General features: G+C 53.9%; 11 protein-coding genes. 9 read left to right on the top strand and 2 right to left on the bottom strand.

The features are described 5' to 3' along the window. Window positions 1-8: 8 nt before the first annotated feature. Complete coding sequence (locus DYA43_RS03895) at window positions 9-1,034, bottom strand: amidohydrolase family protein (RefSeq protein ID WP_061056256.1); 1,026 nt, start codon at window positions 1,032-1,034, stop codon at window positions 9-11. Window positions 1,035-1,189: 155 nt separating this feature from the next. On the opposite strand from DYA43_RS03895, the gene DYA43_RS03890 reads away from it, so the two are divergent. From DYA43_RS03890 to DYA43_RS03850, 9 genes are all read left to right on the top strand, one after another. Then, on the top strand, window positions 1,190-2,410 hold the full coding sequence (locus tag DYA43_RS03890) for a LysR family transcriptional regulator (protein ID WP_020331274.1): 1,221 nt from the start codon (window positions 1,190-1,192) through the stop codon (window positions 2,408-2,410). A gap of 155 nt (window positions 2,411-2,565) precedes the next feature. Next, on the top strand, window positions 2,566-3,060 hold the full coding sequence (locus DYA43_RS03885) for a hypothetical protein (protein ID WP_020331272.1): 495 nt from the start codon (window positions 2,566-2,568) through the stop codon (window positions 3,058-3,060). A 24-nt stretch (window positions 3,061-3,084) separates the two neighbouring features. Further along, window positions 3,085-4,038 carry a Gfo/Idh/MocA family oxidoreductase gene (locus tag DYA43_RS03880; RefSeq protein ID WP_061056255.1) on the top strand — a complete coding sequence of 318 codons (954 nt, stop codon included), beginning with the start codon at window positions 3,085-3,087 and terminating at the stop codon, window positions 4,036-4,038. 4 nt (window positions 4,039-4,042) lie between these two features. Continuing rightward, window positions 4,043-5,044, top strand: a complete 1,002-nt coding sequence (locus DYA43_RS03875) for an aldo/keto reductase (RefSeq protein ID WP_055453155.1) — start codon at window positions 4,043-4,045, stop codon at window positions 5,042-5,044. 136 nt (window positions 5,045-5,180) lie between these two features. Beyond that, window positions 5,181-6,215, top strand: coding sequence for a TRAP transporter substrate-binding protein (locus tag DYA43_RS03870; RefSeq protein WP_020331269.1), 1,035 nt, complete (start codon window positions 5,181-5,183; stop codon window positions 6,213-6,215). Window positions 6,216-6,239: 24 nt separating this feature from the next. After that, window positions 6,240-6,812: a TRAP transporter small permease gene (locus tag DYA43_RS03865; protein ID WP_038128948.1), complete on the top strand. Its 573-nt coding sequence runs from the start codon at window positions 6,240-6,242 to the stop codon at window positions 6,810-6,812. Between the two features lie 11 nt (window positions 6,813-6,823). After that, window positions 6,824-8,104 (top strand): TRAP transporter large permease, encoded by a 1,281-nt coding sequence (locus DYA43_RS03860; RefSeq protein WP_225869426.1) that lies wholly within the window; start codon window positions 6,824-6,826, stop codon window positions 8,102-8,104. A gap of 11 nt (window positions 8,105-8,115) precedes the next feature. Then, window positions 8,116-9,369 (top strand): 4-hydroxybenzoate 3-monooxygenase, encoded by a 1,254-nt coding sequence (pobA, locus tag DYA43_RS03855; protein ID WP_020331265.1) that lies wholly within the window; start codon window positions 8,116-8,118, stop codon window positions 9,367-9,369. 24 nt (window positions 9,370-9,393) lie between these two features. After that, window positions 9,394-10,653, top strand: coding sequence for a gallate dioxygenase (locus DYA43_RS03850; RefSeq protein ID WP_061056254.1), 1,260 nt, complete (start codon window positions 9,394-9,396; stop codon window positions 10,651-10,653). A gap of 61 nt (window positions 10,654-10,714) precedes the next feature. On the opposite strand, the gene DYA43_RS03845 is transcribed toward DYA43_RS03850, so the two are convergent. Beyond that, a complete protein-coding gene (locus tag DYA43_RS03845) occupies window positions 10,715-12,667 on the bottom strand; it encodes a DNA topoisomerase III (protein WP_061056253.1) in 1,953 nt (650 codons plus the stop codon). Window positions 12,668-12,723 lie beyond the last annotated feature (56 nt).

Raw genomic sequence — 12,723 nt, 5'->3', positions numbered from 1 at the left:
CTCCTTGGTTACGCTTTGCTTAGCTGCGCGTCTAAGCGGCTGAAAACACGGCGCGCGTTGCCTTCGAAAATCTGCGATTTCTCTTCGGCACTCAGCTTGGTGTTGGCGTCGATATAACGTTTGGTGTCATCGAAGTAGTAGCCAGTTTCCGGGTCGATACCACGCACGGCACCAATCATTTCTGAGGCAAACAGAATGTTTTTGGTCGGGATCAGATCCAGCAGCAGGTCGATGCCTTTCTGGTGATAGACACAGGTATCGAAATAGATGTTGTTCAATACCGACTCTTCCAGCGGTGGCAGGCCCATGTCCTGCGCGATACCGCGGAAACGCCCCCAGTGGTAAGGCACGGCGCCACCGCCATGAGGAATGATGATTTTGAGTTCCGGGAAATCTTTGAAGACATCCGACATCAGCAGTTGGCTGAATGCGGTGGTATCGGCACCCAGATAGTGTGAACTGGTGGTGTGGAAACAGTGGTTACAGGCGGCACTGACGTGAATCATGGCCGGCACATCCAGCTCGACTAATTTCTCATAAAGCGGGTAAAAGCTGCGGTCAGCCAGTGAGGCATCTTGCCAGAAGCCGCCCGTGGTGTCGGGGTTGAGGTTACAGCCGATAAATCCCATCTCCTCCACACAACGCACCAGCTCAGGAATCGATTTGCTTGGCGTCACACCCGGTGATTGTGGCAACTGTGCGACCGGCGCAAAGTTTGCCGGGTAAAGGTCACAGACACGGCGAATCAGGTCATTCTGATGCTCGGTCCAGTAACGGCTGGTGTATTCATTACCGATGTGGTGTCCCATCCAGCTGGCGCGAGGCGAGAAAATCGTTAAATCGGTACCGCGCTCACGCTGCAGACGCAGCTGGTTGTTCTCGATACTTTCACGAATCTCATCATCGCTGATGTGAATGGCCCCTTTCTCGCCACGATAGGCCGGGTCTTGTTTCAGCGCCGCCTTTTGCGACTCACGGTAATCCGCCACCTGAGGCGGCGTGGTGGTGTAATGTCCATGACAATCAATGATCATACTTAGTCTGCTCCCTGGTCACTAAGCACTTGGGCTTACTCAATGCGTGGATCACAGTATTTACATCTTGATTACCTTTTGCCATTTCAATTTACACCAACGGTATTGGTTTTTGATATAGTGAGTTCATACAGGATAAAAACATTACGCATGATATGGACAAGATTCCCAACCTACGACACCTGGTCGCGTTTGTGGCGGTGGTCAAACATGGCAGCATCAGCAAAGCCTCGGAAAGCATCTTTCTCTCCCAGCCCGCCATCACCCAGGCACTGGCCAAAATTGAGAAGGAGCTCAAAGCTTCGTTGTTTGAAAGAAAGACGGATGGCATGAATCTCACGCCGGAGGGAGAACTGTTCAGCTTTCGAATTGAACGCGCGTTGGAAATGCTCAATCAGGCGATCAAAAAGAACTATCGGCTGGATAAAACCTCCGGCAGCCCCGGTTCTCCAAGCCTGTTTGCCGTCACCACCACTCAGCTTCGGGCGCTGGTTGCGGTCTCAGAAGCGCAGAACTACTCGGCCGCCGGACGCAATATTGGCGTATCGCAATCGTCACTCTATCGGGCGTGTAAAGATCTGGAAGAGTACATGGGCACCGTGCTGTTTGAAAAAACCAGCCTTGGCGTCAGCCCGAGTAAAGCGGCACAAAGCCTCAGCCGTGCTATCAAGCTGGCTTTTAACGAGATTAATCAGGGCATTGCCGAGATTGATGCCAACAACAACATCAGCTCCGGCAGCATCATCGTTGGTAGTCTTCCGCTGGCCAGAACCTGTATTTTGCCCAATGCAATCAATGAGTTTACTGAGATTCGTCCAGATTTTAACGTCAGTGTGCTCGATGGTTTGTACGAAGACTTACTTGAGCATTTACGCCGCGGCGAACTGGACGTTATCGTCGGCGCGCTGCGCTTTCCGATGCCCTCTTATGACGTGCACCAAGAGACGCTGTTTTTCACCTCGAACGTCATTCTGGCACGCAAAGGCCATCCGCTTGGCCAGCTGAAAAAGCCCGTGACACTGGATGATTTGTGCCGTTACGGCTGGGTGGTATCACGCAAAAACACCCCTGGCAGAACCATGTTCGAACAACTCTTTACCACTAAGGAGCACGTGCTGCCGCAGCAAATCATTGAAGCCAGTTCGCAGATGCTGGTGCGCGAAATTGTGGTCGGCAGCGACAAACTGACCATGCTGCCCAAGCATCAGGTGCACCGTGAACTGAGCGACGGTGCGTTTGAAATCATCCCGTATGATACCGAGCAGCAAAAGCGCGCCATCGGCATCACGATTCGTAAAAGCTGGCGCGGCACGACAGCGCAAGAAGCCTTCATTGATACCATTCGGAAAATCGGTCTTTCCCTGATCAAGCTATAAGAAATTGATATAGGCTATCCACTATTGGCTATTCAAAATTTGAATAGCCAATACTAAATTCTAATTATCCCCCTTCTTAACAGTTTGCTAACTTTTCTATCAACGAAAAGTTTTCAATACACTCCATTAACATAATTTTGATTCAAGGACTGTGTATGCCAAAGATATCGCGACTGGCCTTCATCGGTTTTGGTCACACCGCAGAACGCATGCTGAAGCTTGGGCTCAATCGCCCCGACCGCATCATTACCGCCTTCGACCCGAATGCGTTGCAGGACGACACCTGCAAAGCCCAGTTGGAACGGTTTATTTTCTGTGGCGTCCAGGGCTGCTTTTCTGTCGCGGATGCCATGCACAGCGCCCATCTGGTGCTGCTTTCAGACAGTGAACAAGACTTATCGCCTTGGCTGAAGGAGCTGAAAAGCCACATTCAACCCGGTCAGATCGTCGCGGATTTACGCACTCACGGCGACGACAAATCTCAGCTCAAACAAGGGGTCGAGGATTCGCAGGCCATTTACCTCGACGGCCAGCTGCAAGTCGATGGCAGTGAACTGGCGATTGCCAGCACTCAGACCGAAGCGATGCTGGATATGCTGAAATCACTGGAAGTCTCACCCCATCAGATTGCGGTCAGCCGCCGTGTTTAAACCACATTATAAAAAGGAAGAAGTATGAATATTTGTGTCGTTGGTGCCTCTGGAGCTTTTGGAACCAAACACCTTGAAGCACTCAGCCAGATTGATGATGTTCAGGTCACCGCGCTGGTGGGTAGCGAAGTCGATAAAATGACGGCGTTCGGCAAACAATATCCACACGCGGTGATCAGCGACAGCCTGAGCGAAGCACTGAAACTCGACAATGTGGATGCGGTGATTCTGGCAACGCCAACCCATCTGCATGCCAGTCAGGCGATTGAATGTCTCGAAGCAGGCAAACACGTACTGGTTGAGATTCCGATGGCCGACAACATCGAAGATGCACGCCGTTTGGTGGAAACTCAGCAGCGCACCGGTCTGGTGGCCGTGGCCGGTCACACTCGCCGCTTCAATCCGAGCCATCAGTGGATTCACAATAAAATTGCCGCGGGTGAACTGCACATTCAGCAAATGGATGTTCAGACTTATTTCTTCCGCCGCACCAACACCAACGCCAAAGGCGAAGCGCGTACCTGGACGGATCACCTGCTGTGGCACCACGCTTGCCATACGGTCGACCTGTTCCAGTATCAGACCGGCGAATCTGCCAGCCAGCTACAAGCCATGCAGGGACCGATTCATCCGCAACTCGGTATCGCGATGGACATGAGCATCGGCATGAAAGTGCCATCCGGCGCGTTGTGTACGCTGTCGCTGTCGTTCAACAACGACGGCCCGTTCGGCACGTTCTTCCGCTACATCTGTGAAGAAGGCACCTATCTGGCGCGCTACGACGACCTGTATGACGGCTACGAAAACCCGATTGACCTGTCAGGCGTTGCGGTATCCAACAACGGTATCGAACTGATTGACCGTGAATTCATCGCCGCCATCCGTGAAAAGCGCGAGCCAAACTCGTCCGTGCTGCAATGCCTGAGCGCGATGGAGACGCTGCACAAACTCGAACAGCTGCTGGAAAACAACGGGTAAGGTTATGAAACGCATCGGACAACTCACCAGTCGCGCCGTCGGATTAGGCTGTATGAATCTCTCACATGCCTACGGTCCGGCGACACCGGAAAAACAGGCAGCACAGCTTCTTAATCAGGCGCTGGATTTAGGGTACGACCATCTCGATACCGCGACGTTGTACGGTGCGGGAGCCAACGAGTCGTTGCTTGGCCGCGCAGTCATGCACCGTCGCCGCGAGTTTCTGCTCGCCAGTAAGTGCGGCATGTATATGGATGCACAGGGCAAAAAACGCATCAGCGGCGATCCGGCGCTAATTCGCCAGCAGTGTGAAGCGAGCTTACGCCGCCTCAACACCGATGTGATCGATCTGTACTACCTGCACCGCTGGGACAAAGTGATTCCGATTGAAGAGACCGTCGGTGAGCTGAGTCGCTTGGTGGACGAAGGTAAGATTCGCGAAATCGGTCTGTCTGAAGTCTCAGCGCAGACGCTGCGCAAAGCGCACTCGGTGCATCCGATTGCCGCGGTGCAGTCCGAATACTCACTCTGGACGCGCAATCCGGAAATTGCCCTGCTTGATGCCTGCCGCGAACTCGACACCACACTGGTGGCGTTCAGCCCGCTTGGCCGCGGCATGCTCACCGGCACGCTGAAAAGCACCGACGCGTTCACAGAGAAAGACATTCGCCGCGCTATGCCACGCTTTGATGAGAGCAATTTTGCTCACAACCTGGCACTGATTGAAGGACTGCAAGCGCAACTTGAGGAGTGGCAACAGGCCGGTTTATTGGAGATGAACCTGGCCCAGTTGTCACTGAGCTGGCTGAACAGCCAGCCCGTGGAACTGGTTTCGATTCCGGGCACCACCAATCTGGCGCATCTGGCTGAGAACATCGCGGCCAGCGAGCAGTCGCTCAGCGCAGAGATTGTATCGGCGCTGAGCGAGATGATTCACTCCGCCAATGTTGCCGGCCCACGTTACAACGCCGCGACACAAAAGGAAATTGATACCGAAGAATTCTGAGTAATACAGAACACTCGCAAGGAGGCGAACGACGGACATTCTGTCAGTCCGTCGGTGCCCGTCACCACGCCTGCTGCGAATCACCGGATTTACCACCGGACAAACGTGAAAACAAACAAAAGTATGGATGCGAATAATGAAAAAGATAACAACTCTTACCTACGCTTGTGCACTGGGCACTCTTATCGCTGCTTCATCCGCTCAGGCTGCTGACGTTACGCTGCGCTTTGGTCATTTCTGGCCTGCCGTCTCGGCGGCGCAGAAAGACATCTTTCAGGCTTGGGCGGATCAGGTGAAACAAGATTCCGACGGTCGCATCAAAGTCGATATCTATGCCAGCTCCATGCTTGCCAAGCCGCCTGCACAGTACGATGCCGTAAGTCACCAAATCATCGATGTGACGGCAACCGTTCAGGGCTACACAGCAAACCGTTTCCCGCTGACCCAAGTAGTGGAACTACCGGGCGTGGTCAAAACCGCAGTGCAGGGTTCGTGTGTGATTCAGAGTTTGTATAACGAAGGTTTGATCGCCTCAGAATACAAAGACACCAAGCCTCTGTTCCTGTTTACGCACGGTCCGGGCATGCTGCATACCAAAGATAAGAAGGTCGAAAAACCGGAAGATCTGGCTAACCTGCGCATCCGCCGCCCAACCTCCGTGGTGGCCAGTTTCCTGGAAAAAGTCAAAGCGCTGCCGGTCGGCATGCCTGCCCCAGACTCTTACCAATCGCTGCAACGCGGCGTGATTGACGGTGTGGCGCTGCCTTGGGAAGGCGCGACAGTATTCAAAATCAATGAACTGGCGAACAACCACACCGACATCGGTGGTCTCTACTCGCTGGCGTTTATCGTCACCATGAACAAAGACGTCTACAACCGCCTCGACCCGCAACTGAAAGCGGTGATCGACAAAAACTCCGGCATGTCCTGGTCACTGAAATCCGGCGAATCATTTGATGCACTGGACAGCAAGGGGATGGCGGAAGCGAAGAAGATGGGTGACAACATTTACACCGTGAGCGACAGCGACATGCAGAGCGAATGGAAACCGGTACTCGATTCCGTGACTCAGGATTACCTCGACGCTCTGGAAGCCAAAGGTCTGCCAGCGAAAGCGGTCTACAAACGTGCGATGGAACTGTCTTCGGGCAGCTGTGCGAATCCGGCCTGATGGCCGGACTCCGGGAGTTATCTCATGACTGTACTCAAGAATTTTATTAACCGGGTGTCCCAAGTGATGCATGTGTTCAGCGGCGTGTTCCTGATCGGAATGATGCTGGTAACGCTGCTCGATGTGGTGACACGCACGCTTTACGGTTTGAGTGATGGCGGTATCGAGTTGACCTTCGTCGGTGGTGTGGAACTGATTAAATACGGCTTGCTGTTTACCGTGCTGTTTACGCTGCCACAGTCGGTGGGTGACTCTCAGGTGGTAGTCGACCTGTTTACTGAGCAGATGTCTGACCGCAGCAAAACGTATCTGGAATCTTTCTATCTGCTTGGTTTTGCCCTGTTGGGGGCCGGTATGACCTACCGCTTCTATTTAGCAATTGAAGGCGCGGTGATGAGCGGCGAAACAACTCAGGATCTGATGATTCCGATGCCGTGGATCTACCGCATCGTGGTGTTCGCAACGACTGTGTTGACCCTGCGCTGCCTGATCCTGACCTGGGACATGATTCGTCATCATCAACCTAAACAGACCAGCGGAGAGCCGCAGTCGTCTTCGGCTTCACACTCCAATCATCAGCATAAAGAGGTGTTGTAATGGATGCGTCAATGATAGGTTTTATCTGCATCGCAATCATGCTGATTATGATCGCTTTTCGTGCCCCCATCGCGCTGTCGATGGCGGTGACCGGCTTCGTCGGCTTCGCGTCCATCGTCGCGTTTCAGCCAGCGGTGGCGATACTCGACAGCGCGCCGTTTGATGCGCTCTCGAACTACAGCTTCAGCCCGATTCCGATGTTCATTCTGATGGGAGTCTTTGCCTCTAAAGCCCGCATGTCGCAAGAGCTGTTCAATGGCGCAAAAACGCTGTTCGGTTCGTGGCGCGGCGGTATGGCACTGGCGGCCGTCACTTCGTGCGGTATCTTCTCGGCAATTTCCGGGTCTTCGCTCGCAACCGCGGCCAGTATGTCGCGCGTCGCACTGCCGGAAATGAAACGCAACGGCTACTCAGTCTCACTGGCGACGGGCACACTGGCCGCCGGCGGCACACTGGGCATCATGATCCCACCGTCGATCGCGCTGCTGCTGTACGCGCTGATCACCGAACAATCGGTCGGTGACATGTTCATCGCAGGCGTGATTCCAGGTCTGCTGGGTTTGGCGCTCTATTGCCTGGCCGTTGCTGTCACGGTGTGGATTTTCCCGAACCTGGCGACGCCGGGCGAGAAAACCACATTGATGCAGAAGATCATCGGTCTGAAAGGTCTGCTGCCGTTTACCGCCATCTTTGCGTTTATCATTGCCGGTATCTACGCAGGTTTCTTTACGCCGACCGAAGCGGCGGCCATTGGTGCTGCGCTGACACTGGTCATCGCGTTGATTCGCGGCATGACCTGGGCGATGTTCCTCGAAGCAGTGAATGAAACGCTGTCTATTTCGGCGATGATTTTCTTCATGATCATCGGCGCAGAAATCTTCGGTTTCTTCCTGTCGGTGTCACGTATCTCCTACTCACTGGTCGACTATGTACAGAGCCTCAATCTGTCACCTTACATGGTGCTGTTTGCCGTGCTGATGCTGTTCATTCTGCTGGGTTGTGTGATGGACAGTATTGCAATGCTGCTGCTTACCGTGCCAGTCGTTTTTCCGCTGATTCAAGCGGCAGGTTTTGACCCTATCTGGTTCGGTATCGTCGCAGTCATTACGGTGGAGGTAGGCCTCATAACCCCCCCGGTCGGCATGAACGTGTTTGTCATCAAATCGCTCGATAAAGACCTCAACATCACCGACATCTTTAAAGGCGTGATTCCGTTTGTCCTCTCCGACGTGGTTCGTCTCGGATTACTGATCGTGTTTCCATCACTGGCACTGGCGCTGTTACCTCATTAAAGGAGCTGAAAATGAAAACCTTAAAGACTCAAGTTGCCATTATCGGCTCCGGACCATCGGGGTTGCTGCTTGGCCAGTTGCTCAATAAACAAGGCATTGACAATATCATCGTTGAACGCAGCTCTGCGCCGCATGTGCTGGGTCGTATTCGCGCCGGCATTCTCGAACAGGGCTTTGTCGACCTTTTGCGTGAAGCGGACTGTCACCAGCGATTGGATGAAGAGGGCCTCGTTCATCATGGTTTCTTCATCAGTGTGGAAGGCAGAAAGCAGCACGTTGACCTCACTCGCCTGACGCAAGGCAAAGTGGTGACCTGTTACGGCCAGACCGAAGTCACCCGCGATCTGATGCAGGCGCGCGAGCAATCCGGCCAACGCAGTTTTTATTCCTCGCCGGTGACCAAGCTGCACAACCCGGAACACGGCCTCGCCAGCGTCGAGTTTGAAGCGGACGGCGAAACCTATCAGATCGAATGTGATTTTATTGCGGGCTGTGACGGCTACCACGGCATCTCCCGCCCGAGCATCCCCGATGAAATTCGTACTGAGTACGAGCGCATCTATCCGTTCGGCTGGCTTGGCCTGCTGACTGATACACCGCCGGTGTGCGACGAGCTGATTTACTGCAAACATTCACGTGGCTTTGCACTAGCGAGTCAGCGTTCTGAAACCCGCTCACGCTACTACCTGCAGGTGCCCAACAGCGAGAAAGTGGAAGACTGGAGCGATGAGCGTTTCTGGGAAGAGCTGAAACGCCGCCTGCCCGCCGCAGAAGCAGAGAAACTGCAGACCGGGCCGAGCATTGAAAAAAGCATCGCGCCGCTGCGCTCATTTGTGTGTGAACCGATGCAGCACCGTAATCTGTTTCTGGTCGGCGATGCTGCGCATATCGTGCCGCCAACGGGCGCGAAAGGCCTGAACCTTGCCGCTTCCGATGTCGCTGCGCTTTATCAGGTGCTGAGCGCTTACTACGCCGGTGAACCGCGCAAGGTCGTCGAGCAATATTCGGATGTGTGCCTGCGCCGCGTGTGGAACGCCGAACGCTTCTCCTGGTGGATGACCAGCATGTTGCATCATTTTGACAGTGAGTTGCAGGACCAACGCTCATTCGTCGAGAAGATGGCTGATTGTGAACTGGAATTTTACTTACACAGCGAAGCTGGCATGAAGCTCATCGCTGAACAGTACGTCGGTTTACCGTATGAACAGATTCAGCACTGCGACACAAAAAAGCCTCAGGCTGAGGCAGTCTGCAACTCTCGCTAACACTGATTACAAGGAAAAGACAACATGGCCAGAATTATTGGCGGTATTGGCGCCTCTCATTCACCGACCATTGGTTATGCAAAAGACACCAACAAGGACAACGATCCGGGTTGGAAGCCCATTTTCACTGGCTTCAAAGTGGTGCAGGAATGGGTAGAGCAACAGCAAATCGATGTGCTGTTCATGATTTTCAATGACCACATTACGTCATTCTTTTTCGACCATTACTCCCCGTTTGCGCTGGGGGTCGACGATGAGTACCGCACCGCGGACGAGGGCGGCGGCGCACGCCAATACCCGGCCGTCAAAGGCCATCTGGAACTGTCGCGTCACATCGCAAACTCACTGGTCGCAGATGAGTTCGATCTGTCTGTGTTTCAGAAAAAGCCGCTCGACCATGGCTGCTTTTCACCGCTGTCGATGATTTCGCCGCAGGCCAGTGGTTGGTCAGGCACCATCGTGCCGCTTCAGGTGGGCGTTTTGCAGTTCCCCATTCCGAACGCCAAACGCTGTTATAAGCTGGGTAAGAGCCTGCGCAAAGCGATTGAGAGTTTTCCGGATCCCGATCTGCGCGTAGCCATCGTTGCGACAGGCGGCCTGTCGCATCAGGTGCATGGCGAGCGCTGCGGATTCAACAACACCGATTGGGATCAGCGTTTTCTGGATATGCTGGAAGAGACGCCAGAAGCATTAGCCGACATTCGTCTGGCGGAATACGCCGAACTGGGTGGTATGGAAGGCGCAGAAGTCATTATGTGGCTCATCATGCGTGGCGCACTGTCCGACAAGGTAAAGAAGGCGCACAGCGCTACCTATCTGCCTTCGATGACCAACATCGCCACGGTGATCTTTGAAGATCTCGGCAACAGTTTTGACGACGCGCAGGCCGAGCAATACCGTCAGCACATTCAACATGAAATTGCGGGGGTAGAAAAACTGCCCGGCACCTACCCGTTTGGGCTGGAGAGTGCACATCGCGCCTATCGTCTGAATGACTTTCTGCATCGCCTGATTGAGCCTGCACACCGCGAGCGCTTTAAACAAGAACCCAAAGCTCTGTTTACAGAATTCGGTTTAACCAAACAGGAACAGACCATGGTGGCGGAAAAACAGTGGATTGACATGATTCGCTACGGCGTGAGTTTCTTCCTGCTGGAGAAACTGGGCGCAGTGGTGGGCGTGCCGAATCCGCATATCTACGCGTCTATGCGCGGCGAGGACATCGACACATTCCAGAAATCGCGTAACGTGTCGATGAACTACTCCGTCTCGGGCGGCAAATAATTTGCTCAAGGCTCACTCGACTCTCCCCTGAGTGGGCCTTTCTTCATCTCTTATCGTCACGCTAGGTGCGACTTTGTCCTTTCGGCTGACTTCGGTTGCTGCCGGGACGGCGTTTACGCTTAAACGCAGGACGTTCTACTTTCGGCAGTGAACGCAGTGATTCCGGTACTGGCCCTGTTTTGACCTGCGCCATCAGTTGATCAATACGTTGTTGTAGCGCCTGCATAAACGGCTGATAGGCCTGACCACGTTCGGCCATGGCTTGCAACTGATGCTCCCAGTGCGCCGTCATATCCGGATAGGTCGCATCCGATGGTAGCGCATGAATCAGGCCACGTCCGGCCGCCGAACTTTTAATCAGCTTACCTTCGCGTATGAGTAGCTGACGCTTGAACAGCGTATCGAGAATGCCCGCTCGGGTTGCTTCCGTCCCCAAACCATCGGTTTCGCGCAGAATTTTTTTCAGCTCTTTGTCTGCCACAAAACGGGCAATGCCCGTCATCGCCTGAAGTAACGTTGCCTCAGTAAAATGACGCGGCGGCTCGGTTTTGCGATCTTTGATTTCACCTTCACGGCACGTCAGCACCGTTCCTACCGGTAGCGGCGGTACGGTATCCACACCCTCTTCCTGTTCTTCTTTCTGACCCGTCAGGGTTTTCCAGCCAGCCGACAGCAGCTGGCGCCCTTTAGCGACAAACGTGCCGCCAGCGATGTCAAACACCAACTTGGCTTCGGCATACACCGCTGGCGGATAAAACTGCATCAGATACTGACGAGCAATCAGCTGATACACCTTCATTTCATAGCTGGAAAGCGCATTGACCGAGGCCTGCTTGGGCGTGGGAATAATGGCATGATGCGCGTCGACTTTGGCATCGTTCCACGCTTTGGATTTACGCAACAAATCGGCGTTAGCCACTGCGCTTGCCAGTTCGTTGGCATTATTGGCGATGGCCGCCGTCACGGAAGGCGCCTGCGCGAAATGTTCTTTGGGCAGGTAACGACAATCGGAACGCGGATAGGTAATCAGTTTGTGTTTTTCATACAGCGACTGACAGGTATCGAGCACTTGTTGCGCACTCATGTTAAAACGCTTCGCCGCATCGATCTGCAACGCCGACAATGAATAGGGCAGCGGCGCAGACTGCTTGGTCTGGTTCTGCTCCGACTCCACCACTTTGGCGGGTTGTCCGGCGATGCGACTGGCCACATTCTCGACCAGTTTACGGTTGAGCACGCGGCCCTCTTCATCCTGCCAGGGCTTGCAGGCGTCACTGGGCTTCCAGCGCGCGCGAATATCAAATGCGCCATTGGCATCCTGATAAGGAATCAGCGCATCCAGCGTGAAGTAATCGCGTGGCACGAAGTTTTCGATCTCTTCATCACGGCGCACCACCAACCCCAGCACCGGTGTCTGCACACGCCCGACCGAGAGCACACCCTGATAACCCGCTTTCTGGCCGAGCAACGTGTAAGCGCGCGACATGTTCATGCCATACAGCCAATCGGCCCGTGAGCGTGCCAGTGCAGACACAGAGAGCGGAATAAAATCGCGGTTGCTACGCATCGAGGTTAATGCACGCTTCACCGCTGGCAAGTTCAAGTCACTGATCAGCAGCCGCTCCATCGACTCTTTTTTGCTTTTGGCCACTTTGCAGTAGTCAATCACTTCATCCACCAGCAGTTGCCCTTCACGATCCGGGTCTCCGGCGTGGACAATTTGACTGGCTTCTTTCAGCAGTTTGCGCACCACGCTGAGCTGCTTACTGGCCGATTTGCGTGCACGCAGTTGCCACTGCTCGGGCACAATAGGTAGGTCTGACAGATTCCACTTTTTGTAACGCTCGTCGTAAGCATCCGGTTCCACCTGCTCAAGCAGATGACCGATGCACCACGTCACCACGTCACCATTGGCGCAGCGGATAAATCCTTGATCTTTCTTGTGCGGTTTTGGTAACGCATCGGCAATCGCGCGGCCAAGGCTGGGTTTTTCTGCAATGAAGAGACGAGTCATAGCGTTCAGTGTCTGACGACCAAAAAATTAAGGCCACATTATCGAATGTGGCCTTA

This window comes from Vibrio fluvialis, from assembly GCF_900460245.1.
Lineage (GTDB): Bacteria > Pseudomonadota > Gammaproteobacteria > Enterobacterales > Vibrionaceae > Vibrio > Vibrio fluvialis.
Note: the sequence above shows the minus strand (reverse complement) of the source record. Positions and strands in the feature narration are given on the sequence as shown.

Coding starts and splice junctions, on each gene's coding strand:
- DYA43_RS03845 (WP_061056253.1), bottom strand. CDS start 12,667: ATGACTCGTCTCTTCATTGCAGAAAAACCCAGCCTTGGCCGCGCGATT.
- DYA43_RS03890 (WP_020331274.1), top strand. CDS start 1,190: ATGGACAAGATTCCCAACCTACGACACCTGGTCGCGTTTGTGGCGGTG.
- DYA43_RS03895 (WP_061056256.1), bottom strand. CDS start 1,034: ATGATCATTGATTGTCATGGACATTACACCACCACGCCGCCTCAGGTG.
- DYA43_RS03870 (WP_020331269.1), top strand. CDS start 5,181: ATGAAAAAGATAACAACTCTTACCTACGCTTGTGCACTGGGCACTCTT.
- DYA43_RS03875 (WP_055453155.1), top strand. CDS start 4,043: ATGAAACGCATCGGACAACTCACCAGTCGCGCCGTCGGATTAGGCTGT.
- DYA43_RS03885 (WP_020331272.1), top strand. CDS start 2,566: ATGCCAAAGATATCGCGACTGGCCTTCATCGGTTTTGGTCACACCGCA.
- pobA (WP_020331265.1), top strand. CDS start 8,116: ATGAAAACCTTAAAGACTCAAGTTGCCATTATCGGCTCCGGACCATCG.
- DYA43_RS03850 (WP_061056254.1), top strand. CDS start 9,394: ATGGCCAGAATTATTGGCGGTATTGGCGCCTCTCATTCACCGACCATT.
- DYA43_RS03865 (WP_038128948.1), top strand. CDS start 6,240: ATGACTGTACTCAAGAATTTTATTAACCGGGTGTCCCAAGTGATGCAT.
- DYA43_RS03880 (WP_061056255.1), top strand. CDS start 3,085: ATGAATATTTGTGTCGTTGGTGCCTCTGGAGCTTTTGGAACCAAACAC.
- DYA43_RS03860 (WP_225869426.1), top strand. CDS start 6,824: ATGATAGGTTTTATCTGCATCGCAATCATGCTGATTATGATCGCTTTT.